The organism is Enterobacter sp. H2G27 (genome assembly GCF_054403075.1).
The window spans coordinates 2,699,743-2,726,299 of the sequence record NZ_JBSVSI010000001.1 but is presented as its reverse complement, the minus strand read 5'-3'; the positions used below and the strand labels follow the sequence as shown (position 1 = coordinate 2,726,299).

At 58.4% G+C, this 26,557-nt stretch carries 16 protein-coding genes; 7 read left to right on the top strand and 9 right to left on the bottom strand.

All coding sequences use genetic code 11. The annotated features are described in order from the left end of the window. Positions 1–98: 98 nt before the first annotated feature. The 7 genes from baeR to yegD form a co-directional block, all read right to left on the bottom strand. On the bottom strand, positions 99–821 hold the full coding sequence (baeR, locus tag ACW9E7_RS12915; RefSeq protein ID WP_032642850.1) for an envelope stress response regulator BaeR: 723 nt from the start codon (positions 819–821) through the stop codon (positions 99–101). Further along, complete coding sequence (gene baeS, locus ACW9E7_RS12910) at positions 818–2,221, bottom strand: envelope stress sensor histidine kinase BaeS (RefSeq protein WP_455507416.1); 1,404 nt, start codon at positions 2,219–2,221, stop codon at positions 818–820. The genes baeR and baeS overlap by 4 nt, the downstream gene beginning before the upstream one ends. Beyond that, entirely contained in the window at positions 2,218–3,633 is a 1,416-nt protein-coding gene (gene mdtD, locus ACW9E7_RS12905) for a multidrug transporter subunit MdtD (protein ID WP_458727879.1), read from the bottom strand. Before mdtD ends, baeS begins: the two co-directional genes overlap by 4 nt. After that, complete coding sequence (gene mdtC, locus ACW9E7_RS12900) at positions 3,634–6,711, bottom strand: multidrug efflux RND transporter permease subunit MdtC (RefSeq protein WP_458727878.1); 3,078 nt, start codon at positions 6,709–6,711, stop codon at positions 3,634–3,636. After that, positions 6,712–9,834 (bottom strand): MdtB/MuxB family multidrug efflux RND transporter permease subunit, encoded by a 3,123-nt coding sequence (locus ACW9E7_RS12895; RefSeq protein ID WP_252093241.1) that lies wholly within the window; start codon positions 9,832–9,834, stop codon positions 6,712–6,714. After that, positions 9,834–11,036 carry an MdtA/MuxA family multidrug efflux RND transporter periplasmic adaptor subunit gene (locus ACW9E7_RS12890; RefSeq protein ID WP_458727877.1) on the bottom strand — a complete coding sequence of 401 codons (1,203 nt, stop codon included), beginning with the start codon at positions 11,034–11,036 and terminating at the stop codon, positions 9,834–9,836. Before ACW9E7_RS12890 ends, ACW9E7_RS12895 begins: the two co-directional genes overlap by 1 nt. Before the next feature lie 212 nt (positions 11,037–11,248). Next, on the bottom strand, positions 11,249–12,601 hold the full coding sequence (gene yegD, locus ACW9E7_RS12885) for a molecular chaperone (RefSeq protein WP_115875806.1): 1,353 nt from the start codon (positions 12,599–12,601) through the stop codon (positions 11,249–11,251). 130 nt (positions 12,602–12,731) lie between these two features. On the opposite strand from yegD, the gene alkA reads away from it, so the two are divergent. Then, complete coding sequence (alkA, locus tag ACW9E7_RS12880; RefSeq protein WP_127731632.1) at positions 12,732–13,598, top strand: DNA-3-methyladenine glycosylase 2; 867 nt, start codon at positions 12,732–12,734, stop codon at positions 13,596–13,598. On the opposite strand, the gene ACW9E7_RS12875 is transcribed toward alkA, so the two are convergent. Beyond that, positions 13,569–16,898: a diguanylate cyclase gene (locus ACW9E7_RS12875; protein ID WP_458727876.1), complete on the bottom strand. Its 3,330-nt coding sequence runs from the start codon at positions 16,896–16,898 to the stop codon at positions 13,569–13,571. The genes alkA and ACW9E7_RS12875 overlap by 30 nt on opposite strands. A gap of 343 nt (positions 16,899–17,241) precedes the next feature. On the opposite strand from ACW9E7_RS12875, the gene udk reads away from it, so the two are divergent. From udk to asmA, 3 genes are all read left to right on the top strand, one after another. Continuing rightward, a complete protein-coding gene (gene udk / locus ACW9E7_RS12870; protein WP_008500855.1) occupies positions 17,242–17,883 on the top strand; it encodes a uridine kinase in 642 nt (213 codons plus the stop codon). Positions 17,884–17,974: 91 nt separating this feature from the next. Further along, complete coding sequence (dcd, locus tag ACW9E7_RS12865) at positions 17,975–18,556, top strand: dCTP deaminase (RefSeq protein WP_111965787.1); 582 nt, start codon at positions 17,975–17,977, stop codon at positions 18,554–18,556. A gap of 22 nt (positions 18,557–18,578) precedes the next feature. Next, on the top strand, positions 18,579–20,429 hold the full coding sequence (asmA, locus tag ACW9E7_RS12860; RefSeq protein WP_458727875.1) for an outer membrane assembly protein AsmA: 1,851 nt from the start codon (positions 18,579–18,581) through the stop codon (positions 20,427–20,429). Between the two features lie 90 nt (positions 20,430–20,519). On the opposite strand, the gene ACW9E7_RS12855 is transcribed toward asmA, so the two are convergent. Beyond that, positions 20,520–22,103: a TerC family protein gene (locus ACW9E7_RS12855; RefSeq protein WP_115875802.1), complete on the bottom strand. Its 1,584-nt coding sequence runs from the start codon at positions 22,101–22,103 to the stop codon at positions 20,520–20,522. Positions 22,104–22,795: 692 nt separating this feature from the next. Here ACW9E7_RS12855 and ACW9E7_RS12850 point away from each other — a divergent pair. From ACW9E7_RS12850 to wzc, 3 genes are read left to right on the top strand one after another with little or no spacing between them, the layout of a single operon-like run. Beyond that, positions 22,796–23,935, top strand: a complete 1,140-nt coding sequence (locus tag ACW9E7_RS12850) for a polysaccharide export protein (RefSeq protein ID WP_014170829.1) — start codon at positions 22,796–22,798, stop codon at positions 23,933–23,935. Between the two features lie 6 nt (positions 23,936–23,941). Further along, positions 23,942–24,385 carry a low molecular weight protein-tyrosine-phosphatase Wzb gene (gene wzb, locus ACW9E7_RS12845; protein WP_023312405.1) on the top strand — a complete coding sequence of 148 codons (444 nt, stop codon included), beginning with the start codon at positions 23,942–23,944 and terminating at the stop codon, positions 24,383–24,385. Positions 24,386–24,387: 2 nt separating this feature from the next. After that, positions 24,388–26,550, top strand: coding sequence for a tyrosine-protein kinase Wzc (gene wzc / locus ACW9E7_RS12840; RefSeq protein ID WP_111965784.1), 2,163 nt, complete (start codon positions 24,388–24,390; stop codon positions 26,548–26,550). The last annotated feature ends 7 nt before the right edge of the window (positions 26,551–26,557 follow it).

Sequence of the window (26,557 nt, the reverse complement as noted above, 5' to 3'; positions counted from 1 at the left end):
TTTAAGGGCGGGTATTGTAGCGCCGCGGGACAGGGAGGTAAAGTTATTGTGCCGGGTGGCGGCTTCGCCTTACCCGGCCTGCATTGACCCGCGGATGACTAGGCAATCCTGCATGCATCCGCTTCCCAGCGATACCCCACGCCATACACCGCGCGAATAAACGACTGCTCGGCGTCCAGCGCCTCCAGCTTGCGGCGCAGGTTTTTGATATGGCTGTCGATGGTGCGGTCGGTCACTACGCGGTAATCGTCGTACAGGTGGTTCAGCAGCTGTTCGCGGGAGAAGACTTTGCCCGGCTCGTGGGAGAGGGTTTTGAGCAGGCGGAACTCCGCAGGGGTCAGGTCCAGCAGCTTGCTGCGCCAGCTCGCCTGGAAGCGGCTTTCGTCGACAATCAGCGGGCTTTCGGCGTCCAGCACCTGAAGCTCGCGCTGCGGCCTGCAGCGGCGCAGAATGGTTTTCACGCGGGCGACCACTTCACGCGGGCTGTAGGGCTTGCAGATGTAGTCGTCCGCGCCGATTTCGAGCCCCAGCAGGCGGTCAATCTCTTCAATTTTGGCGGTGACCATGACGATCGGCACGTCGGAGAAGCGGCGAATTTCCCGGCACAGGGTCAGTCCATCAACGCCCGGCAGCATTAAATCAAGCAGGATAAGATCCGGCGGAGTCTGGCGCACGTACGGCAGCACCTGGTCGCCGTGGCTTATCAGGGACGGGGCATAGCTGGCCGCGCGTAAATAGTCGATTAGCAGCTGTCCCAGCTTGGGTTCGTCTTCAACGATCAAAATGCGCGGCGTGTTTTCGTCAATCGGTAACTCGGTCATACTTCTCTCGATAAATCCCGTTCCAGAGGTAACTCTACTGTAATGCTAACCCCGCCAAAAGGCGAATGGGCTGCGCGGATCGTGCCATTATGCGCCTCGACGATGTTAACGCAAATCGCCAGCCCCAGGCCGGAGCCGCCGCTGGCGCGGTTGCGGGAGCCTTCGGTACGGTAGAAACGTTCAAACAGTTTTTCCAGCTGCGCGTCCTGCACGCCGGGGGCGGAATCCGCGAAGGTGAGGGCAAAGCGCCCGTTTTCCTGCCTGCCGGAGATGTGCAGCCCTCCGCCGCTGTCGGTGTAGCGCAGGCTGTTTTCCAGCAGGTTGTTGAACAGCTGCATCAGCCGGTCTTTGTCGCCAAACACCACCGCGCTGTCCGGCAGGGAGAGGTCGATTTTCAGGTCGCGGCTGGCAAAGCGCTCGCGGAAGGCGCCGCTCGCCACTTCCAGAATGTTAATCACGTCCACCGGCGCTTTCTGGTAGGCCAGCGCGCCTTCGTCGGACATGGAGAGCTGGTGGAGATCGTCCACCAGCTTGGTGAGCGTACCCACCTCCGCCTGCAGGGAGGCCACCGATTCGGGCGTAAACTGGCGCACGCCGTCCTGAATGGCCTCCAGCTCGCCCCGCAGCACCGCAAGCGGCGTGCGCAGCTCGTGGGAGATATCGGCCATAAAGTCGCGGCGCATCTGCTGGTTTTTCTCCAGCGTGCTGGCGAGCTGGTTAAAGTCCTGCGCCAGCTTGCCCAGTTCGTCCTGGCTGCGGGTATCGACGCGGGTGGTGAAATCCCCGGCGGCGAGCTTGTGCGTACCCTCCACCAGCCGTTTTACCGGGGCGAGCAGGCCGCGCGCCAGCGGGAAGGTGGCGAGCGCGGCGAGCAGCGTGGAGAGGGCGACAATCAGCCAGCTTGTGCGGCGCTGCTGGCGGTCAAAGTTGATGTCGGTGTTGCGCGTCAGGCGCTCCACCGGCGAGGCGATCACCCAGCCCACGGTGGCGTTATTCACTTTAATTGCCCGCCGGGTGCCGTCCGGCGGTATCGGCGCGCGCGGCCCAACCAGGGGGCGCATATCCTGGTCGATCACCCAGAACTGGGTGCGCCAGCCGTGCGGCGGCATGCCCGGCCCAGGGCGATCGTCACCGGTATCGTGCTCCAGCGAGCGCAGGATCTGGAAAATAAAGCGGTCGTTATTGCGCAGAAAACGCCAGTTGCCGTGTTGGGCGTACTGTTCACTCAGCGCATCGCTTAAGCCCTGTAAACGCTGTTCATTGCCATGCTTGATGTAATCAATAAAGCCGCGCTCGAAGCTTACCCGCACCGCCCAGTGCATGGTGATCAGCAGGACGATACAGGTGGCGAAGATCGCTACAAAGAGCTTGCCGGTAATACCCGGACGCCAGAATTTCATGAGCCACTCCTTTTGCCGCGCCTAATCACGACGTTCTTGCTGGTATCATCCGGCACTCTGGCGAAGATGAAAGCGGGCAGGGCGATGATGACCGCCATGCTGAGATAGGTATACAAAAAGACCTGATGCGCCACCGGCGTGTCGACGCTGAGGTGGTGCTGGCCGTACATGCCGAGCAGTAACCCCGCAATAGTCACGCCCACGCTCATGGAGAGCTGCATCACCATCGACAGCAGGCTGTTGCCGCTGCTCGCCAGATCGTCCGGCAGGTCCTTCAGCGTCAGGGTATTCATCGACGAGAAGCGCATGGAGTTGATGATCCCCTGGCAGAACAGCACCAGCGGCAGGACGTAGTACCAGCCCATCAGCGCCACGGCCATAAACAGCAGGCTGACCAGCGCCAGCCCCAGCGTAGCGGCCACCAGCACGTGTCGATAGCCAAAGCGGTTGACCACCTGCACCACGATGCGCTTCATCCCCATGCTGCCGAGCACCATCGGGATCATCATCAGGCCCGCGTGGAATGGCGAAAAACCCATGCCAATTTGCAGAAAAACGGGCGTCATAAACGGCAGCATCCCGCTGCCGATGCGTCCGGCGAAGCTGCCGAACAGGCCAAGGCGATAGGTAGGGTTTTTAAACAGGTTCAGGCTGAACAGCGCCTTATCGTTACCTCTGGCATGCCGCAGATACCACAGTATGGCGGTAACGCCGAGCGCGATCAGGAGCCCGAGCGTCAGGGGCGAAATCCCCAGCCCTTTTTGCCCGTCGAGCGCCAGGGTAAGCGTTGCCATACCCGCCGCCAGCAGGATAAAGCCGAAGAAATCAAAGCGCCGCGTCTGCATTTTGTAGTTCGGCATCAGCGTCAGGGTGGCGATGGCACCGATGATGCCCACCGGGAGGTTGATTAAGAAGATCCAGTGCCAGGAGGCGTACTCCACCAGAATGCCGCCCAGCGCTGGACCCAGCAGCGGCCCCACCTGACCGGGCAGGGTCACAAAGGTCATCGCCGCCATGTACTGCTCGCGCGGCACAATCTTCATCACCGTTAGCCGCCCGACGGGGACCATCATCGCCCCGCCGATGCCCTGCAGCACGCGCGCCATGACCAGCTGGTCGAGGGTATTGGCCTGGGCGCAAAACAGCGAGCCGGTGGTAAACAGCACGATGGCGGTAAAGAAGATGTTCCGCACGCCGACCTTATCGGCCAGCCAGCCGCTGGCGGGCAGCATCACGGCCACCGTCAGCACGTAGGAGACAATCACCATGTGCATATGCAGCGGGCTCTCCCCCAGGCTTTTCGCCATGGAGGGGAGGGCGGTGTTGACGATGGTCGTATCCAGCGACTGCATAAAGAAGCCGAAGGCGACTATCCATAACTGCCAGCGAACGTTAGCGGGGAGATCTGTCATTTACCCGGTCACCGTGGTTCTGTTTTTACGCGAGAAGCGCAGCCGCAGGCGGTCGAAAAACAGATAGACCACCGGCGTGGTGTACAGCGTCAGCAGCTGGCTCATCACCAGGCCGCCGACAATGGTGATCCCCAGCGGCTGGCGCAGCTCTGAGCCGTCGCCGCCCGAGATCACCAGCGGCAGCGCGCCAAACAGCGCCGCCAGGGTGGTCATCATGATCGGCCGGAAGCGCAGCAGGCAGGCCTGGAAGATGGCCTCTTCCGGCGACAGATTGCCGTTGCGCTGGGCGTCCAGCGCGAAGTCCACCATCATGATGGCGTTTTTCTTCACGATACCGATCAGCAGCATGATCCCGATGAGCGCGATAAGGCTGAACGGCGCGCCGAACAGCTCCAGCGCCAGCAGTGCCCCCACGCCCGCCGACGGCAGCGTCGAGAGAATGGTCAGCGGGTGCACGTAGCTTTCGTACAGTACGCCCAGCACAATATAGACCGTGGCGATGGCGGCCATAATCAAAATCACCTGCGAATTCATCGTCTCCTGGAACACCTGCGCTGTCCCGGCAAAGCTGCCGCGTACGGTCGACGGCGCGCCAAGCTGGGTCATCGCGCGGTTGATTGCGTCGCTGGCCTCAGAAAGCGACGAACCGGCGGGCAGGTTAAAGGAGATGGTCGACGCCGCCGAAAGCCCCTGATGGTTCACCGACAGCGGCGCGTTGGCAGGCTGCCAGCTGGCGAAGTAGGAGAGTGGAATCGCCTTGCCGTCGTTGTTAATCACAAACATTTTGTCCAGGGCGCTGATGTCCTGGGTGTAGCGCGGGTCAACTTCCATTACCACTTTGTACTGGTTCATCGGCTGGTAGATGGTGGAGATCTCGCGCTGGCCGAAGGCGTTGTTCAGCAGGCTGTTGGCGGCTTCAACATTAATACCCAGCCGCGACATGGTTTCGCGGTCATAGGTCAGCGCCATCTCGGCGCCGTTGTCCTGCTGATCGGAGTTTACGTCCGCCAGCTCCGGCAGGGCAGCCAGCGCCTTGCGGATCTTCGGCTCCCACTCGCGCAGGGCGGCCAAATCGTCCGAGAGCAACGTGTACTGATAGCTGGCGTTCGCCTGTCGCCCGCCGACGCGGATATCCTGAACGGCCATCAAAAACAGGTTTGCCCCCGGCTCTTTGGCGAGCTTCACCCGCAGGCGGTCAATCACCTGCTGGGCGGTTTCGTTGCGCTCGCCGCGCGGTTTGAGGGTAATAAACATCATCCCGCTGTTGACGCGTGACCCGCCGGTAAAGCCGGTGACGTTATCCACGGCTTTGTCTTCCCGAATGATCTTCATAAAGTCCTGCAGCTTGCCGCGCATCGCCTGGAACGAAATGCTCTGGTCCGCCTGAATGCCGCCCATCAGCACGCCGGTGTCCTGCTCCGGGAAGAAAGTTTTCGGGATGGTGATGTACATCCAGACGTTGAGCACGATGGTACCGATCAGCACCAGGCCGACAAGACGCGTATGGTTCAGCACCCACTTCAGCGATTTACCATAGCCTTCCTGCAGTGCCATCAGGAAACGGCCAAAGCCTTTCCGGCGCGGCTGCGAATGGGGTTTGCTGCGCTTGAGCATCCAGCCGCACATCATTGGCGTCAGCGTTAAGGAGATGACCAGCGAAATGCCGATGGCGACGGAGAGAGTGACGGCAAACTCGCGCAGCAACCGGCCCGGCAGCCCGCCCATCAGCAGCAGCGGCAGGAACACCGCGACCAGCGACAGGCTCATGGAGAGTACCGTAAAGCCCACTTCGCGCGTGCCCTGCAGCGCGGCCTGCAGCGGCTTCACGCCCGCTTCCAGATGGCGGGAAATGTTCTCCAGCACCACGATGGCGTCATCCACCACGAAGCCCGTCGCAATCGTCAGGGCCATCAGCGACAGGTTGTTGAGGCTAAACCCGCACAGGTACATGGCGGCAAAGGTACCGATCAGCGAGACCGGCACGGCCACCGCCGGAATAAGCGTCGCGCGGCCGGATCGCAGGAACAGGAAGACCACCAGGATCACCAGCGCGACGGAGATCACCAGCGTTTGCTCGACCTCTTCCAGCGAGGCGCGAATGGTCGGGGAGCGATCCTGGGCAATTTGCAGATCGATCGCCGCCGGTATGGTCTCCTGCAGGTCCGGAAGACGGGCGCGAATGCTGTTCACCGTCTCGATAATGTTGGCCTCCGGCAGCTTGCGGATCATCAGCAGAATCGCCGGCTTGGCGTTGGTCATCCCGGCGTTACGCACGTCCTGCACCGAATCGGTGACGCTGGCAACGTCGCTTAAGCGCACCGCCGCGCCGTTGTTATAGTGGATGATGAGCGGCTGATATTCCGCCGCGGTTTTCAGCTCGTCGTTGGTGTGGATCTGCCAGCGGTGGCTGCCGTCCTCAATCGCCCCCTGCGGTTTACGCACGTTGGCGTTGCTGATGGCGGAGCGCACGTCGTCCAGCGACACGCCCTGGTTGAATAACGCCTGCGGGTTTAACCCCACGCGCACGGCGGGCAGGGAACTCCCACCGACGCTCACGTCGCCGACGCCGTTAATTTGTGAGATTGTCTGCGCCAGCTGGGTGGATGCAAAGTCGTAAAGCTGCCCCTGCGAGTACGTATCCGAGGTCAGCGTCAGGATCATGATCGGCGCGTCGGACGGGTTGGCCTTGCGGTAGGTTGGGCGGCTCGGCATCCCGCTCGGCAGCAGGCTTTGCGCGGCGTTGATGGCCGCCTGCACGTCGCGCGCTGCGCCGTTAATATCCCGGTCGAAGCTGAACTCCAGAATGATGCGCGTGCTGCCCAGCGAGCTGCTGGAGGTCATCTCGTTGACCCCCGCAATCCGCCCTAGCGAACGCTCCAGCGGCGTGGCAACCGACGAGGCCATGGTTTCCGGTGAGGCGCCCGGCAGCGAAGCGCTGACCATGATCACCGGGAAATCCACCTGCGGCAGGGGGGCCACCGGCAGCAGCCGGAAGCCCAGCACGCCGCAGAGGGTAATGGCGAGCGAGATTAAAATCGTCGCCACCGGGCGATAAATGAAGAGGGCGAAAAACTTCACTTACGCCTCCTCTTCACGTTTCGGGAAGCGGCTTTTGGTCCACAGCGCCAGGCGGTCAAACAGCAGGTAGATCACCGGCGTGGTGAACAGCGTCAGCACCTGGCTCACCAGCAGACCGCCTACCATGCCGATACCCAGTGGACGACGGAGCTCCGCGCCGACGCCGGTGCTCAGCATCAGCGGCAGCGCGCCCAGCAGGGCGGCCAGCGTGGTCATCAGGATAGGGCGAAAACGCAGCAGGCAGGCCTGGAAAATCGCATCGCGCGGCGACATGCCCTGCTCGCGCTCGGCGGCCAGGGCGAAGTCGATCATCATGATGGCGTTTTTCTTCACGATCCCGATAAGCAGGATGATGCCGATGATGGCAATCACGTCCAGCTCGCTTCCCGCCAGCATCAGTGCCAGCAGTGCCCCCACGCCCGCCGTCGGCAGGGTAGAGAGGATGGTGATCGGGTGGATAAAGCTTTCGTACAGCACGCCGAGCACGATGTACATCGCCACAACCGCCGCCACGATCAGCCAGATGGTGTTGCCCAGCGCGGCCTGGAACGCCAGGGTGCTGCCCTGGAACTGGGTCTGAATGTCGGACGGGAAGCTGAGCTCTTTTTCAGCCGCCTGAATGGCCTCCACCGCTTCGCCCAGAGAATAGCTGTCCGGCACGTTAAAGGAGATGGTGGTGGACGGGAACTGATCCAGATGGTTGATCGACAGCGGGGTATAGCGTTCTTCCACCGTGGCGATAGCGCTCAGCGGCACAATGCCGCCGTCTTTGCTGGTCAGGCGCACCGAGTCCAGCCCCGCCAGGCCGGGCGTGTTCTCCGTGTTGTGCTCCAGCACCACGCGGTACTGGTTCGCCTGGGTGTAGATGGTGGAGATCAGGCGCTGACCGAAGGCGTTGTACAGGGCGTTGTCCACGTCCGCCATGGTGATACCCAGACGGCTGGCGGTATCGCGGTTGACGTTAACGTACGCCGCCAGCCCTTTGTCCTGCCAGTCGCTGCTAACATCGGAGAGCTGGGGCAGGGTGTTAAGCTTGTTCACCAGCTGCGGCACCCAGGTGCTGAGGGCATCCAGCGTGGTGGCCTGCAGCGTGAACTGGTACTGCGTGCGGCTGACTTGCGTATCAATGGTCAAATCCTGAATCGGCTGCAGGTAAAGCTCAACGCCCGGCACGCGCGCGACGGCGTTTTGCAGACGCTCAATGACGGCGTTGACGCGATCGTCGCGTTCATCCAGCGGCTTGAGGTTGATCTGCAGACGCGCGCTGTTGAGCGACGGGTTGGTGCCGTCGACGCCCACGTAGGAGGTCAGGCTCTCTACCGCCGGATCCTTCATGATGATGTCAGACACCTGCTGCTGGCGCTGGGCCATATTGGCGAAGGAGACTGACTGCGGGGCCTGAAGCGTGCCCTGGATAATGCCGTTGTCCTGGATCGGGAAGAAGCCTTTCGGAATGAAAATCCACAGCATCACGCTGAGCGCCAGCGTGCCGAGCGCCACGCCGAGCGTTGCCCACGGATGGTTCAGGACTTTCGCCAGCACGCGACCATAGGCGGCAATAATGCGCTCGAACATGCGCTCGGAGGCGCGCGAGAAGCGGTTTTGCTTGCGCAGGGACTCGTGGCTCAGCATGCGGGCGCACATCATCGGCGTCAGAGTCAGCGACACCACGGCGGAGATCAAAATGGCGACCGCCAGCGTCACGGCAAACTCGCGGAACAGCCGCCCGACGATATCGCCCATAAACAGCAGCGGGATCAGCACCGCAATCAGCGAGAAGGTCAGCGAGATAATGGTAAAGCCGATTTCCCCTGCGCCCTTCAGCGCGGCGGCCAGCGGTTTTTCGCCTTTCTCGATATAGCGCGAGATGTTCTCGATAACGACGATGGCGTCATCCACCACGAACCCGGTGGCGATGGTGAGCGCCATCAGCGTCAGGTTATTGATCGAAAAATCGAGGAACACCATCACCGCAAAGGTGCCGACCAGCGAGAGCGGTACGGCGACGGCGGGAATAATGGTCGCCGGGACGTTACGCAGGAACAGATAGATGATCATAACCACCAGCGCAATCGCCAGCATCAGCTCAAACTGGGTGTCGGTGACCGACGCGCGAATGTTGGTGGTACGGTCGGAAAGCACCTTCACGCTGACCGATTTCGGCAGGCTTTCGATCAGCTGCGGCAGCATGGTGCGGATGCTGTCGGCGGTTTCGATGATGTTCGCGCCCGGCTGGCGCTGCACGTTCATCACGATCGCCTGCTGCCTGTTGGCCCAGGCTCCCAGCCAGCTGTTTTCCGCACCTTGTTCTACGGTCGCCACGTCGCCCAGACGCACCGGCGCGCCGTTCTGGTAGGCGATAATCAGCTGACGATATTCGTCTGCGGACTGCATCTGGTCGTTCGCCGAGAGCGTGACGGCGCGGGTTGGGCCGTCCAGCGAGCCCTTCGCCGAGTTGACGTTGGCGTTGCTAATGGCGGTGCGGATGGTTTCACTGGTGAGCCCCAGCGCGGCGATGGCCTGCGCGTTCAGCTTGACGCGCACCGCCGGGCGCTGACCACCCGCCAGGGTGACGAGGCCGACGCCGGAAACCTGAGAAATTTTTTGCGCCACGCGCGTTTCGACCATGTCCTCTACCTGGGTCATCGGCATCGCGGAGGATGTGACGGCCAGCGTCATGATCGGCGGATCCGCCGGGTTCACCTTGCTGTAGACCGGCGGGTTAGGCAGATCCGACGGCAGCAGGTTGGTGGCGGCGTTGATGGCCGCCTGCACCTCCTGCTCGGCGACGTCCAGCGACAGCGTCAGCTGGAACTGCAGCGTCACGACGGATGCGCCGCCGGAGCTCTGGGAGGACATCTGTTTTAGCCCCGACATCTGGCCGAACTGACGCTCCAGCGGTGCGGTGATGGCGGACGTCACGACATCAGGGCTGGCGCCGGGATAGAGCGTCACCACCTGAATGGTTGGGTAATCCACTTCCGGCAGCGCCGATACGGGCAGGAAGCGATAGCCGATAATCCCGGCGAGCAGGATCGCCACCATAAGCAGCGTGGTGGCGACAGGACGGAGGATAAACAGGCGTGACGGCCCACCTGTAGAGCCTGGCGGCAGCACCTGCATCAGGATTTCTCTCCCTGTTTCGCAGGTTCAACCACTTCCACTTTGGCTCCTTCGGTCAGACGGTCAATACCGTCGGTGACCACGCGGTCGCCTGCCGAAAGGCCTGCGCTGATGACCACCGTCTGGCTGTCCTGAATCCCGGTTTTTACCAGGTGCTTGCTGACCTTATTGTCGCTGTTCAGCACCCAGACGAAGTTACCTTCATTACCCATCTGCAGCGCGGCGGTGGGGATCACCACAGCGTTTTCTTCGGTCGCAACCAGCATGCGCGCATTGACGAACTGGTTCGGGAAGAGGGCATCGTCCTGGTTATTAAAGCGCGCCTTCAGCTTGATGGTGCCGGTGGTGGTGTCGATCTGGTTATCCAGACTGAGCAAAGACCCTTCGCTCAATTTCTGCTTGTTGGTGCGGTCCCAGGCTTCCACCACCAGGCCTTTACCGGCTTTTTGCGCCTGCATGACGGTCGCGATATCGCTTTCCGGCAGGGTAAAGACTAAATCAATCGGGTGGGTCTGGGTGATCACCACGATGCCCGTGGTGTCGCCGCTGGAGATTTGGTTGCCGATATCGACCTGCTTCAGGCCGACACGTCCGTCAATCGGCGCGGTGATGCGGCTCCAGTCCAGCTGCAGCTGGGCGCTGGCCACGGCGGCTTCGTCGGCTTTGATAGTGCCCTGCGTTTCGCTGACCAGCGACTGCTGGGTATCAAGCTCCTGACGAGACACAAGGTTGGTTTTCACCAGCTGCTGGTAGCGGGCCAGATCGCGACGGGCGTTGGCGAGAGTGGCTTTGTCTTTCGCGAGCTGTCCCTGCGCCTGGGCGAGGGCGACCTTAAACTGGCTCGGATCGATTTCCGCCAGTAAATCACCGGCTTTGACCTGCTGCCCTTCCTGGAAGTGGATCGCGACGAGCTGGCCGTCGACGCGGCTGCGCACCGTGGCTGTATTGGCGGCGGTAATGGTCCCGAGACCAGTGAGATAGCGAGGAACGGCTTTATTCACCGCCGTCGCCGCCTGTACCGGCGCCAGGGCTCCGCCGCGCATGCCGTGACGCCCTCCGCCTGCCGGGCGCTGTGCCTGATTGCTGGCACCGGCGGGAGCTGCGGAGTTCGCGGATTGACTGTGCCAGTACCAGGCGGCGGCAAGGGCCACCACAATGATGCCAGCGGCGATTGCCCAGCGGGATTTGTTACTGCCTTTCATCGTTATACGTTCTCATCCTGAAGACTTCGGGGAATGATACTAGTTTAGTCAGCTAACACAGCGGAAAAATGGAGGAAATATGGAAGACTGTCAGGAATGGTCTGAATGGAGGTAAACGCAAAACGGCAACATCCGTTGCCGTTTTTGGTGTTTTATCCCTCTCCCTGTGGGAGAGGGCCGGGGTGAGGGCACCAGACCGCACCGCAACAACGCTAGCTAAACATCACCTGCGCCCAGCGCGCCAGACCGGCTGTAACGGAACCAAAATCATCGCCACCTGCAATCGGAATACCCGGCAGCTGTTCGGCCAGCGCTTTCTTAATCAGCGGTGAACGGGCGCTACCGCCGGTCAGGTAGATGACGTCCGGCTTCTCTTTGCCGTTCTCCAGCGCCAGCTGCACCTGTTCCAGAATGCGCTGCAGCGGCTGGGCAAGCGCCGTCTCCAGACCGTCCTGCGAAATGGCGGTGGCCAGTTCGTCGCTGATAAACGGCAGGGAGACCGCATGCTCGGCGCGGTCGGAAAGGGCGATTTTGCTCTCTTCCGCGGTACGCACCACGCGGTAGCTCAGACGCTGGCGCCACACTTTATAGAGCAGGGCGACTTTTTCGGCGTCCTGGGCATCGCGAACCAGATCGTTCAGGAAGCGGCCGTTGGCGGTGCTGTAAAAATCACTTTGCGCAGGCACATCGTTGATAGCAATCGCATTCCACCACGGCAGGATCGGCAGGGCGATGCCTTTTTCCGTCTGACCGCCCATGCCGAGCAGCGGCATCAGGCTTTTGAATGCCAGCGCGATATCGAGATCGTTACCGCCTACGCGGCAGCCGCTGTGCCCGAGCAGGCTGTTTTCACGATCGCGACGGTTATGCCATTCGGGGCCCATCAGCAGCAGCGAGCAGTCCGTCGTGCCCCCGCCGATATCCACGACCAATACGCGCTTCTCTTCCGTCAGCGAGGCTTCAAAGTCCAGCCCCGCGGCAACCGGTTCATACTGGAATACCACATCGCGGAAGCCTGCGCGGTGCGCCGCGCGTTCAAGGATCCCCTGCGCCTGCTGGTTAGCCTCGTCGCCGCCCAGCCCCTGGAAGTTGATCGGGCGGCCAATCACCGCCTGGGTAATCGCATCGGTGACCTGCGTCTGCGCCTGATTGCGAATATGCAGCATCATCGCGCACACCAGGTCTTCAAACAGCGCGACCTGCTGCGGCTTCAGGCCGCTGGCACCGAGGAAGGATTTTGGCGACTTAACGAAATAGACTTCTTCGGGGTCTTCAATGTAGTGCCCGAGCGAAGAGAGGCCGAACTGCACGCTGGACGGCGAAACGTCGATGTCTTCCTCGCGATTAAAGCTGACCGCCCGGCGCAGCAGCGCCTGGGTCTCCGCCGCCGTGGCCGGAACCTGATGGTGGCGGAACAGCCATTCACTCACCGCTTCACGCGTCGGCGCGCAGAGCATTGACGGCAGCAGCGTGCTCTCTTTTTCCATTTTCAGGAGCCGTGGCTGCCCGTTTTGCATAATCGCAACCGAGCAGTTTGCCGTACCGTAGTCAAATCCAATAAACACGATGAATCCCCATGCCGGTGAGAAGGGGCGAGACTTTAACGAAATGTCCGCATGGCGACAACAGGAATATGAAAGCAAGGCGAAACAGGACCTTTCCGTTTATGCTGTGAAGAACCCAAAAGGAGAGACGATGTACACCCTGAACTGGCTTCCCCCTTACGACTGGCAGTGGATGTTTGGCTTTCTTGGCGCGCGTGCGGTGACGGGCATTGAAACCGTCACAAACGACTACTACGAGCGCAGTTTTGCCTGCGAAGGGCATCAGGGAATATTTCGCGTGACGCCGGATATCGCTGCCCATACGCTGACCGTGACGCTCAGTCCGGGGTTGATTCCGGTTGCGCAGGCATGTCTCGAGCGCATAGAACGCCTGTTCGATCTCGCCTGCAACCCGCAGCACATAGCGGATACGCTGGGCGATCTCGGAGCTGCAAGACCGGGCTTACGTTTGCCGGGATCGATGGATGCGTACGAGCAGGGCGTCCGGGCGATCCTCGGACAACTGGTGAGCGTGGCGATGGCGGCGAAGCTGACGTCACGCGTGGTGGCGTTATGTGGCGAACCGGTGGCGGATTGCCCGGGGTATCTCTGCTTCCCCACGCCGCAGGCGCTGGCGGCTGCGGACCCGCTGGCGCTGAAAGCGTTGGGCATGCCCGTAAAACGCGCGGAGTCGCTGATTCATCTGGCGCAATCGGTTATCGACGGAACGTTTCCGCTTTTCCCGCCCGTGAATATAGAAGAGGGGATGAAGGCGCTACAGCAGCGGCCGGGGATAGGGCGCTGGACGGCAAATTATCTGGCCCTGCGCGGCTGGCAGGCGAAAGATGTGTTTCTGCCGGATGATTACCTGATTAAGCAACGCTTCGCCGGAATGACGCCCGCGCAAATTCGTCGTTATGCCGAACGCTGGAAACCGTGGCGCTCCTACGCGCTGCTGCACATCTGGTATACCGACGGCTGGGCACCGTCAGTTGATGGCGAAATAGCTGGTGTTTAGCAGAAGATCTAATGGCTGCGGCTCGGCGATAGTGTCGCCATAGATAAAATCAATACCGATGCCCGAGAGCGTATCCATCATGATGGGCTGATTACACGGCCCTGCTATGGTCTTCATCCCCAGACGCTGGGCGTGGCCCTGAACAATGGTCACCATCATCTCATCCATCAGATTGCCATAGACGTTGCTGACCACCTCTGCGTCCAGCATCAGATAGTCGGCCATATTGGCGGTCAGGTGGGTGAAGACGTTCATGTCGCGACCCACCTGGCTGAAGATCACGCGGCAGCCCGCCTGGCGAAGCTTTTGCAGACTCCGCTGCAGGTTTTTATCCGGGCTGCACACCACGTCGGCAGAGATAACCAGATGCAGGAGACGGCCCGGCATCGGGCTTTTATCCAGCAGGTCGAGAAGTTCATCGACCAGCGTTACGCTGGCTAAACCGGCCTCAGAAAGCGGCAGTGCCACGCCCATGCCTTTACTGGCCACCTGAGCGGCGAAGGCACGGAAAAATTCACTAAAGATACGTCTGTCGAGGGCGTGCAAAAGCTCAGGCTCTGCCAGGCCCGAGCGGAAGGCATGCTCCTCCTGGACTTCGCCCTGGCTGGTCCACAGGCGTAACGACAGCAGCCAGAAATTACTGCTTTCCGGGATGCGCGGGGAGGCGACGCTGCGGGCGATCATCATCAGGTGATTGTCTTTAATCATGTGCCACTGTTCATCAAGCGACATCATGCTGCGCGTGTTGTGATCCCGCTCCTGCTGGGGTTCGTAAACCGTCACAGTACCGCGCCCGTTGTTTTTTGAGGCATAACAGGCAATATCCGCCTGCGACATTACCTCTGACGCCTGATGGTTATTTTCATCAATCAGCGTGATGCCTGCGCTGGCGCCGATCCGGTGCAGACGGCCTTCCCACATAAAGTGATAGTCGTTGATGGCATGAATCAGGCGACCGGCAATATAGCGCGCGCTTTCAATATTGCAGTCCGGTAACAGTAACCCAAACTCATCCCCGCCCAGGCGCGCCAGCACGTCGCTGGAGCGGAGCATGGTCAGCATCAGAGAAGAGAGTTCCCGCAGCAGGGCATCGCCCGCCGCATGGCCCGCCGTATCGTTGACGGCTTTAAAGCGATCGAGATCGATAAAGACAAGGGCATGGCGCTGTCGCGTTTCGCGAACGGTCTGCAGGAGTCGTTTGAGATGATTTTCGAAGCTGACCCGGTTTGCCAGATGGGTCAGGGCATCGTGGGAGGCGCTGTAGCTCAGCTGGCGCAGCATTTTGCGCGACTCTGTCACGTCCTGAATCACGATAACCGAGCCAATATTCTGTCCATCCAGCGTGCTGAGCGGCGTAATGCTGTAATGAATATCAAAATTACCACCGGTACGGCAGTTCAGCACCACGTCCTGATCGATATCAGAACGGGACATATCGCCGCTGTGAATATTCTCCATCAGCGGCCCTTTTTCACCAAAGGTGATATGCAACACCTTCAGGATCGGCTGGCCGATAGCTTCGGTCTGCAGCCAGCCGCTCATTTTCTCAGCGACCGGGTTCATAAAGGTGACGTTCATGTTGATATCGGTGCACAGCACCGCTTCACCGATAGAGTCGAGCGTGATGTGTAGCCGCTCTTTTTCCTGGAAAAGCGCCTCGTTAAGCTGCTTAACCTCGGTCATGTCCATGTTGATACCGAGCAGCCGTTCGACTTCGCCCTGCTTATTGAGCACCCGGTTCGCCAGGGAGCGAATATGGCGCACGCCTTCCTTCACGCGGATGCGGAATTCCAGCTTAAACGGCAGACGGGATATCAGCGAGTCCCGCAGCACCTTCTCAGCGTGGGCACGATCTTCCGGCAGCATCGTATCGTGCCAGAGCTGCCAGGTAGGCTTGATATGCGGCGGGATTTCATACAGCTCAAACATCCGCTTGTCCCAGCTGATGATGTCTGGCTCGAGATCCCACTCCCAGATGCCGATGCCGCCCGCTTCGTTAGCAAGCGTAATGCGCTCCATCAGGCGTTTATTGACCCACTCGGTCTGCTTCAGGTCGTTAATATCTTCAATCTGGGCGATAAAATAGAGCGGCGAGCCGTCGGCATGGCGCACGACGGAGACGGCAAGCAGCGCCCAGACCACTTCCCCGTCGCGGGTGTAGTAGCGCTTCTCGAGGGTGTAAGTGTTGATGTCGCCGTTGACCAGCTGTTCGAGCTGCTCCAGGTCGGTATTCAGATCTTCCGGCCAGGTGAGCTGCTGGAAGGTCAGCGACTGGAGCTCCGTCTGGCTGTAACCGAGGAAATTGCACAGCGCCTTGTTAGCCTGAAGCCATTTACCTTCGATGCTGACCAGCGCCATACCGATGGCGGAATACTCCATCGCATTGCGGAAACGCTCCTCGCTTTCGGTAATGTGCTTGCGCTCGGCGCGGAAGGCGTACATCACCATGGTCATCACGTTGGCAGGCAGGAGCAGCATCAGGAACGGCAGCCAGGGGGCGTTCAACATCGGCCCGACGTGTTGGGTTGTCAGCGCCACCGGGTTCCGGGCAATCATCAGCGACACAACCATCACGGTGACAAGAAACACCATGAATGCTTCCATTCGCGGCAGGCGCACCGCGCTCCACATAAGCAAAACGATAACGCAGGTGAAAGGCCACGGCAGCCAGGTAATGGCTGCCCAACTGAGGGCCAGCGTCACGGCCAGGGTGGTCAGGGTTTCCAGCAGCAATCGCGGGTCACGGTGGCGCAGCAGATAATGCGGTTTAAACAACAGTCCCAGTGGTACCACCGCCAGCGCGCCAATGGCTTCAGACAACACCCAGACGAAGAAATTACGCGCTGGTTCAGGGCCGGGCGCCAGCAGAGACACCAGGACGCCGCCCACCAGGGGCGGTATCACTGCGCTGCCGATGGCCACCCGGATCCAGTCATTCAGATTCTGCAGCGGGTTGTACCACGGCAGCAATTTGCGCAGCAATAACGCACCGGTAAAGGCTTCAACCACGTTAATTGAGGTGTAGGTGAGGTTTATCGATCCCCACGAAAACAGCATCCATGTGGCCAGAATATTGCCGAACGAACAGGCCAGGGCGATTCCCGGCCACATTTTTCCTGCATGGCGGTAAAACGCCACCATCATAATGGCGGTGGGGAACCAGAGCGGGGCCAGCAGGGTGCCGAACCGGGTGAGCTCCAGCGAAAATAAGGTAAAGATAAAGGTGACCAGGCCCAGACAGACAAGTCGTATTAAAGGATGTGGGGTGGTAACCAAAACCCGCTGGTATTGTTTATTCATTACCGCTTTATCCAGAGACGCCATGCCGTCAGGGAAGATGTCCGAACGCGTGAATTTGATAATTTGGTTTATGCTAGTACAAACAATTTACAATTCATATGGTGACCGCTCAGAATTTGACACCACAGACTTATTAAATAGAAGCTCCGTGAAAAAAAACGGTTAAACGCTGAAAAAACGCTCATTTAAATTTCACTCAGGGAATAATACGTCACTTTTAAGCCAGTCTCGCAGAACCTGTGCATTCGACTGGTATCACGCCCGCGAAATCCCTATAATTGCCGCGTTTGACGCTCCGGCGTCGTCCTTCCTTAACATCCAGGTTAATCAGGTCGCTAAATTTATGACTGATAAGTCTCATCAGTGCGTCATTATAGGCATCGCCGGCGCATCGGCTTCAGGTAAAAGTCTAATTGCCAGTACGCTTTATCGCGAACTGCGTGAACAAGTAGGTGATGAGCATATCGGCGTCATTCCCGAAGACAGCTATTACAAAGATCAATCCCATCTCTCGATGGAAGAGCGCGTTAAAACGAACTATGACCACCCAAATGCAATGGATCACAGCTTGCTGTTCCAGCATTTAGAAGCGCTCAAGAGCGGCCAGGCGATTGAACTGCCCGTTTACAGTTACGTAGAACACACCCGCACCCAGGAAACCATCCGCATCGAGCCGAAAAAGGTCATTATCCTCGAAGGCATCCTGCTTCTGACCGACGCCCGCCTGCGTGAATCCATGAACTTCTCGATTTTCGTTGATACTCCGCTGGATATCTGCCTGATGCGCCGCATCAAGCGTGACGTGAATGAGCGCGGCCGTTCGATGGACTCCGTCATGGCGCAATACCAGAAAACGGTTCGCCCGATGTTCCTGCAGTTTATTGAGCCATCCAAACAATACGCCGATATCATTGTGCCGCGCGGGGGTAAAAACCGCATTGCTATAGATATCTTAAAAGCGAAAATCAGCCAGTTTTTTGAATAAGCCGCGTGAATTGTGTACCGTTCAGAGATAACCTGGTTTTACCCTGAGCGCTTACCGCCTCAGGGTACGATGCATGAAAGGAGAAAGTGCCATGCGTCTTTGTGATCGCGATATAGAAGCCTGGCTGGATGAAGGCCGTTTGTCTATTACCCCACGTCCACCCATTGAGCGTATCAATGGTGTGACCGTTGATGTACGGTTGGGGAATAAATTCCGCACCTTTAGCGGCCATACCGCACCGTTCATTGACCTCAGCGGGCCGAAGGACGAAGTCAGCGCTGCGCTCGATCGTGTGATGAGTGACGAAATCGTTATCGACGAGGGCGAAGCTTTTTATCTGCATCCGGGTGAACTGGCCCTGGCGGTGACGTTTGAATCTGTAACCCTGCCTGCGGACCTGGTCGGCTGGCTTGATGGCCGTTCTTCGCTGGCGAGACTGGGGCTGATGGTTCACGTGACCGCGCACCGTATCGATCCCGGCTGGTCGGGGCGTATCGTTCTGGAATTCTTCAATGCCGGTAAATTGCCGCTGGCGCTGCGGCCGGGAATGATGATCGGCGCGTTAAGTTTTGAACCGCTGTCAGGCCCGGCAGATCGTCCTTATAACCGTCGGCAGGACGCAAAATATCGCGACCAGCAGGGCGCGGTTGCCAGCCGCATTGATAAAGACTGATCGTTAGCCCATTGAGGATGCCATGAGAAGAGTTCTGACAACGCTGATGATTTTGCTGGTGGTGCTGGTGGCTGGCCTTTCGGCGTTGGTTCTGCTGGTTAACCCCAACGATTTCCGCGCTTACATGGTGCGGCAGGTCGAGGCACGCAGTGGTTATCAACTGAATCTTGACGGGCCGCTGCGCTGGCACGTCTGGCCGCAGCTCAGCATTCTCTCTGGCCGCATGTCGCTCACCGCGCCGGGAGCGTCCCAGCCGCTGGTGTCCGCAGACAACATGCGCCTTGATGTGGCGCTGATCCCGCTCATTTCCCATCAGCTGCAGGTTAAGCAGGTGATGCTGAAAGGCGCGGTGATTCAGCTCACCCCGCAAACCGAAGCCGTGCGTGATGCAAATGCGCCGGTCGCGCCGCGCGAGAATACCCTGCCTGATGAGCCGTCCGATACCGGCTGGTCCTTTGATATCGGCAAGCTGAAAGTTGCCGATAGCGTGTTGGTTTTCCAGCATGAACACCAGGAGCAGGTGACCGTTCGCGACATTAACCTACAGATGGAACAGGATGCTCACCACCTTGCGACGGTAGAGTTTAGCGGGCGCGTGAATCGCGATCAGCGTGATTTGACCCTGTCGCTGAATGCGAATGTGAATGCGTCAGACTACCCGCATCAGCTCGCGGCTGATATCCAGCAGCTTAACTGGCAGCTGACGGGGGCCGATCTTCCCGCCCAGGGGATCGCCGGGCAGGGAACGCTGCAGGCCGTATGGCGCGAAGAACAAAAACAGCTGGAGCTGGATAATCTCAACCTGCAGGCTAATGACAGTAGCCTGAAGGGGCAGGCGAGCGTCACGCTCGAAGAAAAGCCGGAGTGGGTGCTGAATCTGCAGTTTGACAGGCTCAACCTTGAAAACCTGTTGCCGCCTCTGCCAGCCAGCGCCACGGACAGCGATGCCACGCAGACGGGGCAAAGCCAGGCTCCGGTATCACGTCCGGTTATCTCGTCTAATCTCGATCAGCCCGACTATAACGCCCTGCGTGGATTCACGGCGGATATTCTGCTGAAAGCCAATAGCCTGCGCTGGCGAGGCATGGACTTTACCGACGTGAGCAGCCAGATGTTTAACCATAACGGTTTGCTGGTGATCTCCGAACTGAGCGGTAAGATGGGCGCAGGGAACCTCTCGCTGCCCGGTACGCTGGATGTCCGTAAAGACGTTGCCAGCGCCGAATTCCAGCCGCGTCTCGACAATGTTGAGATAGGCACCATCCTGAAGGCGTTTAACTACCCGATATCCCTGACGGGGCAGTTGACGCTCGCGGGTGACTTCTCAGGTTCGCAAATTGATGCCGATGCTTTCCGCCGCGAGTGGCAGGGGCAGGCGCATCTCGATCTGAAAAATTCCCGTATGGAAGGGCTTAACTTCCAGCAGCTGGTGCAGCAGGCGGTTGAGCGCAGCAGCGATGTAAAAGCCCAGGATAACTACGACAGCGCCACCCGCCTCGAGAGCTTCACCGCGGACCTGACGCTGGACAACGGCCAGCTTACTCTCGACGGAATGCAGGGCGCCTCTTCACTCTTATCAGTGACCGGTGAAGGCAAGCTGGATCTGGTGAAAGAGACGGCGGATACGCGCTTTAACGTTCGGGTACTTTCCGGCTGGCAGGGTGAAAGCAAGCTCATCGACTTCCTGAAAGAGACGCCGGTCCCGCTGACCGTATACGGCAAATGGCAGGCACTGAATTACAGCCTGCAGGTGGATCAGATCCTGCGCAAGCATCTGCAGGATGAAGCGAAACGTCGGCTTAGCGGCTGGGCGGATCGTAATAAAGATTCACAGGACGGCAAGGATGTGAAAAAGCTGCTGGATAAGCTGTGATGTCCGTTGCGCCGGGTGGCGGCTTCGCCTTACCCGGCCTACAAAAACCGAACATCGTAGGCCGGGTAAGCGAAGCGCCACCCGGCTTTTTTATACCTCAAAATCCAGTTCTTCTTCATCCCGCAGCGGAATGAGCTGAACCTTCTGCACTCGATGGTTTTCAATCTGCAGCGTTTTGAGCAGATAGTCTCCCACCTGAACCTCTTCTCCCGGCTGCGGGATACGCTGCAAGTACTCCATCAGCAGGCCGGCAATGGTGTGATATTCCCGTTTTTCATCCAGAGGCAGCGGCACGTATTGCACCAGGTCTTCCAGCGGCATGTGGCCGTTAGCCGTCCAGGAGCCGTCTGCGTTTTTCTGAATGTCGTGGCGCGCGTCAATCTCATCCACCTCGTTAGGCAGATTACCGGCGATCGTTTCCATCACGTCGCTGAGCGTGACCAGCCCTTCCACTGAACCAAACTCATCTACTACAAAGGCAAAGTGCGTGCGCGCGTTACGGAATTGCTCCAGGGCTGAAAGCAGCGGTAGCCCTTCCGGGAATACCAGCGGCTGGCGAACCAGGACGCGGAGATTGAGCGGCTCACCGTGAAGCTGCTGCTGGAGCAGGTCAATAACGTGCACCACGCCCAGCAGCTCATCTTCCTCTTCACCGCCGGTCACCACCACGCGGGTGTGCTGGTTTTTATCCAGCAGGGCGCGAACGTGCGCTTCCGGGGCCGTCAGGTCGATATGTTCAATGTCATGTCGCGATGTCATGATGCTGCTAACCGTCCGCTGATTGAGATTGAGCACCCGCTCAATCATCAGCCGTTCCTGCGGGTTAAAGATCTGCCCGTCGCTGTGATCGGCCAGCATGGCGGAGGATTCGGCGTCCAGCTCGGCATCCTCTTTCTTACCGCTTAACAGGCGCATAACCGTGTCGGCCGTGCGCTGACGCAGGGTCTGATTCGCGGAAAGGAAGCGGCGGCGGTTAAATATCGCCAGCTGGTTAAGCGCTTCAATCATGACGGAGAATCCGATGGCGGCATACAGGTAGCCTTTCGGAATATGGAAGCCAAAGCCGTCGGCCACCAGGCTAAAGCCAATCATCAGCAGGAAGCTCAGACAGAGGATCACGATGGTCGGGTGACTGTTCACGAAGCGGGTCAGCGCCTTGCTGGCCATTACCATCAGCGTGATGGCAATAATGACCGCGGCCATCATCACCGCAAGGTGGTCCACCATCCCGACGGCGGTGATCACCGAGTCAAGGGAGAAGACCGCATCCAGCACCACGATTTGAGCCACCACCGGCCAGAATTTCGCCCCACGGCGCTGGGTCGGGTTCTCGCTGTCTTTGCCCTCCAGCCGCTCGTTGAGCTCCACCGTGGCTTTAAACAGCAGGAACAACCCGCCGAAGAGCATGATCAAGTCGCGGGCGCTAAAGCTCAGACCGTGAATGGAGAACAGAGGCTGAGTGAGCGTCACCAGCCAGGAGATAGAGGCCAGCAGCAGTAGCCGCATCACCATTGCCAGCAGCAGACCCGTTACGCGCGCGCGGTCGCGCTGGGAAGGAGGTAGTTTTTCAGCGAGGATGGCGATAAAGACCAGATTATCAATCCCGAGCACCAGCTCGATGACGACCAGCGTAACCAGCCCTGCCCAGATTGAGGGATCGGCAATCCATTCCATAGTAATAGCAATACCTTCTGTAATATGACAAATGTCACACTTCGATCATGGATAAAGCTGGGAGAAATTGCAATGCCGGGCTGAGATTTCTCTTAATACGACGGGTAAAAAAGAGAGCATTCTCAATAATCTGTAAATAAGCGAAATACGTATATTTAATTACAGGGAAAGCATTTTAGGATATATCGCAGGTGATGATTTTTGCTTTCATTTTGTCAATATAAAGAAAATCCTAAAAGGTCAAAAATTTGCTCTTAATATTAATCTTAAAAACCGATATTAGGACAGTTGTCTCCTTGCCTGCTATTAGGTTAGCTGCAACAATTCTCCCAGCATCAAATGTTAAATCTCGGTGTTGCTATTAATGTTCGGTCTTCAGGGATGGTTATTCATTATTCGTCGGGTTTCTCAAGCGACTGATATATTTCCAGAAGACCTTGCTCAAGAGGGTGTCTATCCATAACACATTGTTTAGTCAGTGGATTGGTAACTGAAAGCCAAGGGCGGTAGCGTGCCTGAAAGCGTGTGAATCAGCCTCGATTATTCTGTCAAGAGCCAATGGATGAATAAGCTTTTTTTAGGACTGATGCCAGTTATATTTCTATTTGATTAACTGCATGCTGAAACCCAATACGACTCGAGCTTATTTAAATTGCACAGGATAATTACTCTGCCAAAGTGATAAATAATCAATGATGAAATCCAAAATGAAATTGATGCCATTATTGGTGTCTGTGACCTTGATGAGTGGTTGCACGGTCTTTCCCGGCAGCAATATGTCAACAATGGGTAAGGATGTGATCAAGCAACAGGATGCCGATTTTGATCTCGACAAAATGGTGAATGTTTATCCACTTACGCCTCGTCTGGTCGAACAATTACGTCCACGTCCGAATGTTGCCCAGCCGAATATGTCGCTGGACCAGGAAATTGCGTCCTACCAGTATCGCGTGGGGCCGGGTGACGTGATCAACGTGACCGTCTGGGACCACCCCGAACTGACCACGCCTGCGGGCCAGTACCGCAGCTCAAGCGACACCGGTAACTGGGTGCAGTCAGATGGCACCATGTTCTATCCCTACATTGGTAAAGTCCATGTTGCGGGGAAAACGCTTGCCGAGATCCGTAGTGATATTACCGGCCGCTTAGCGCAGTACATCGCCGATCCGCAGGTGGACGTTAATATCGCCGCATTCCGCTCGCAAAAAGCCTATATCTCCGGCCAGGTGAACAAATCCGGCCAGCAGGCCATCACCAACGTTCCTCTGACCGTACTGGATGCCATCAACGCCGCGGGCGGGTTAACCGACGGCGCCGACTGGCGCAACGTCGTGCTCACCCACAACGGGAAGGAGCAGCGCATTTCGCTGCAGGCGCTGATGCAAAACGGCGATCTGACCCAGAACCGCCTGCTTTATCCGGGCGACATTCTCTACGTGCCGCGCAATGACGATCTGAAAGTCTTCGTGATGGGTGAAGTGAAGAAACAGAGCACCCTCAAGATGGACTTCAGCGGTATGACGCTGACCGAAGCGCTGGGCAATGCTGAGGGTATCGATCTGACGACCTCTAACGCGACCGGTATCTTCGTGATCCGTCCGCTGAAAGGTGAGGGCAGCGCGAAAGGCAAGATTGCCAACATCTACCAGCTGGATATGTCCGATGCGACCTCTCTGGTGATGGCGACGGAGTTCCGTCTCCAGCCATACGATGTGGTGTACGTCACCACCGCGCCGGTTGCCCGCTGGAACCGTCTGATCAACCAGTTGCTGCCAACCATCAGTGGCGTTCGCTACATGACGGATACGGCGCGCGACATTCATACCTGGTAATCCGCGATGTTTAACAAAATTCTGGTGGTATGCGTGGGGAACATTTGCCGTTCCCCTACGGCTGAGCGGTTGTTGAAACACTACCAGCCCGAACTGACCGTTGATTCGGCAGGGCTGGGTGCACTGGTCGGTAAAGGTGCCGATGAGCGCGCAACGAGCGTAGCGCGGGATCATCACCTCTCTCTTGACGGTCACGTGGCCCGCCAGGTCACTGGCCGCATGTGCCGGGAGTATGACCTGATCCTGACGATGGAAAAACGCCATATTCATGCGCTGTGCGATATCGCTCCGGAGATGCGCGGCAAGGTGATGCTGTTTGGTCACTGGGACAATGAACGTGAAATCCCCGATCCGTATCGCAAAAGCCATGAGGCCTTTGAGGCGGTTTACACCTTACTTGACCAGTCTGCCCAACAGTGGGCGCAGGCACTGAAAGTTCAGCAGGGATAACAATGACAGAAAAAACAAGACCTTCTGCCGCCCCGACTTCGGGCAGTGATGAAATCGATATTGGGCGCCTGGTCGGCACTGTTGTAGAGGCAAAGTGGTGGGTGCTTGGCATTACCGCCGTATTCGCCGCGGCGGCCGTCGTTTATACGCTGTTCGCCACCCCTATCTACAGCGCCGACGCGCTGGTGCAGATCGAGCAGAATACCGGTAACTCGCTGGTGCAGGATATCGGCTCCGCGCTGGCGAACAAGCCGCCGGCATCCGACGCTGAAATTCAGCTCATCCAGTCACGTCTGGTGCTGGGTAAAACGGTTCACGATCTCGGGCTCGATATCTCCGTTACCAAAAATACCTTCCCAGTCTTTGGTGCCGGCTGGGACCGTCTGATGGGGCGAAGCAATGACACGGTGAAAGTCACTGACTTCGTGCTGCCGAAAGGGGCTGCCGATCAGACGTTTACCCTGACGGTGCTTGGCCCGAAACAGTATCAGCTAACCAGCGACGCAGGTTTTAGCGCCCGCGGTGAAGTGGGGCAGATGCTGACCAAAGACGGCGTCAGCATGATGGTCAGCGCGATTAACGCCCAGGAGGGCGGTGAATTCACCGTCACCAAATTCTCCACGCTGGGGATGATCAACAATCTGCAAAACAACCTGACCGTCACCGAAAACGGTAAGGACACCGGCGTGCTGAGCATGACCTTTACCGGTGAAGATAAGGATCAAATCCGCGACATCCTGAACAGCATTACCCGCAACTACCTTGAGCAGAACGTCGAGCGTAAGTCGGCGGAAGCGGCGAAAAGCCTGGCGTTCCTGTCAAAACAGCTTCCGGAAGTGCGCGCCCATCTGGATGAAGCCGAGAACAAGCTGAACGCTTATCGTCAGGATAAAGACTCCGTTGACCTGCCGCTGGAGGCAAAATCGGTCCTTGATTCGATGGTCAACATTGATGCGCAGCTCAACGAGCTGACCTTCAAAGAGGCGGAAATTTCCAAGCTTTATACCAAACGCCACCCGGCCTACCGCACGCTGCTGGAGAAACGCCGTACGCTGGAAGAGGAGAAGGCGAAGCTCAATGACCGCGTGACCGCGATGCCGAAAACGCAGCAGGAGATCGTGCGTCTGACCCGCGACGTGGAGTCCGGACAGCAGGTTTACATGCAATTGCTGAACAAGCAGCAGGAGCTGAAAATCACCGAAGCCAGTACCGTCGGTGACGTGCGTATCGTCGACCCGGCGATTACCCAGCCAGGGGTACTGAAGCCGAAGAAAGCGCTGATTATTCTCGGCAGCATTATTCTCGGCCTGATGCTCTCCATCGTCGGTGTACTGCTGCGTTCGCTGTTCAACCGCGGAATCGAAAGCCCGCAGGTGCTGGAAGAGAGCGGTATCAACGTCTATGCCAGCATTCCGCTGTCTGAGTGGCAAAAATCCCGTGACAGCGTGAAAACCATCAAGGGCGTTAAGCGTTACAAACAGAGCCAGCTTCTGGCGGTGGGTAACCCAACAGACCTTGCTATCGAAGCGATCCGCAGCCTGCGCACCAGCCTGCACTTCGCGATGATGCAGGCCAAAAACAACGTCCTGATGTTAACCGGCGTTAGCCCGTCAATCGGTAAAACCTTCGTCTGCGCCAACCTGGCGGCCGTTGTCAGCCAGACCAACAAGCGCGTGCTGCTGATCGACTGCGATATGCGTAAGGGCTACACCCACGAACTGCTGGGCACCAACAACGTTAACGGTCTGTCGGAAATCCTGCTCGGTAAAGGTGACATCAGCCAGAGCGCGAAACCTACAACGGTGCCGAAATTCGATCTGATCCCACGCGGTCAGGTGCCGCCTAACCCGTCCGAACTGCTGATGAGCGAACGCTTCACCGAACTGGTGGAGTGGGCGAGCAAAAACTACGACCTGGTGCTGATCGATACGCCGCCGATTCTGGCCGTGACCGACGCTGCCGTTGTGGGTCGCCATGCGGGTACGACGCTAATGGTGGCGCGTTACGCGGTGAATACCCTCAAAGAGGTGGAAACCAGCCTGAGCCGCTTCGAGCAGAACGGGATTGAGGTGAAAGGTGTGATCCTGAACTCCATCTTCCGCCGCGCGACCGGGTACCAGGATTACGGGTATTACGAGTACGAATATAAGTCTGACAGCAAATAACAATCCC

Coding starts and splice junctions, on each gene's coding strand:
- baeR (WP_032642850.1), bottom strand. CDS start 821: ATGACCGAGTTACCGATTGACGAAAACACGCCGCGCATTTTGATCGTT.
- baeS (WP_455507416.1), bottom strand. CDS start 2,221: ATGAAATTCTGGCGTCCGGGTATTACCGGCAAGCTCTTTGTAGCGATC.
- mdtD (WP_458727879.1), bottom strand. CDS start 3,633: ATGACAGATCTCCCCGCTAACGTTCGCTGGCAGTTATGGATAGTCGCC.
- ACW9E7_RS12895 (WP_252093241.1), bottom strand. CDS start 9,834: ATGCAGGTGCTGCCGCCAGGCTCTACAGGTGGGCCGTCACGCCTGTTT.
- ACW9E7_RS12890 (WP_458727877.1), bottom strand. CDS start 11,036: ATGAAAGGCAGTAACAAATCCCGCTGGGCAATCGCCGCTGGCATCATT.
- alkA (WP_127731632.1), top strand. CDS start 12,732: ATGTACACCCTGAACTGGCTTCCCCCTTACGACTGGCAGTGGATGTTT.
- ACW9E7_RS12875 (WP_458727876.1), bottom strand. CDS start 16,898: ATGAATAAACAATACCAGCGGGTTTTGGTTACCACCCCACATCCTTTA.
- udk (WP_008500855.1), top strand. CDS start 17,242: ATGACTGATAAGTCTCATCAGTGCGTCATTATAGGCATCGCCGGCGCA.
- dcd (WP_111965787.1), top strand. CDS start 17,975: ATGCGTCTTTGTGATCGCGATATAGAAGCCTGGCTGGATGAAGGCCGT.
- asmA (WP_458727875.1), top strand. CDS start 18,579: ATGAGAAGAGTTCTGACAACGCTGATGATTTTGCTGGTGGTGCTGGTG.
- ACW9E7_RS12855 (WP_115875802.1), bottom strand. CDS start 22,103: ATGGAATGGATTGCCGATCCCTCAATCTGGGCAGGGCTGGTTACGCTG.
- ACW9E7_RS12850 (WP_014170829.1), top strand. CDS start 22,796: ATGATGAAATCCAAAATGAAATTGATGCCATTATTGGTGTCTGTGACC.
- wzb (WP_023312405.1), top strand. CDS start 23,942: ATGTTTAACAAAATTCTGGTGGTATGCGTGGGGAACATTTGCCGTTCC.
- wzc (WP_111965784.1), top strand. CDS start 24,388: ATGACAGAAAAAACAAGACCTTCTGCCGCCCCGACTTCGGGCAGTGAT.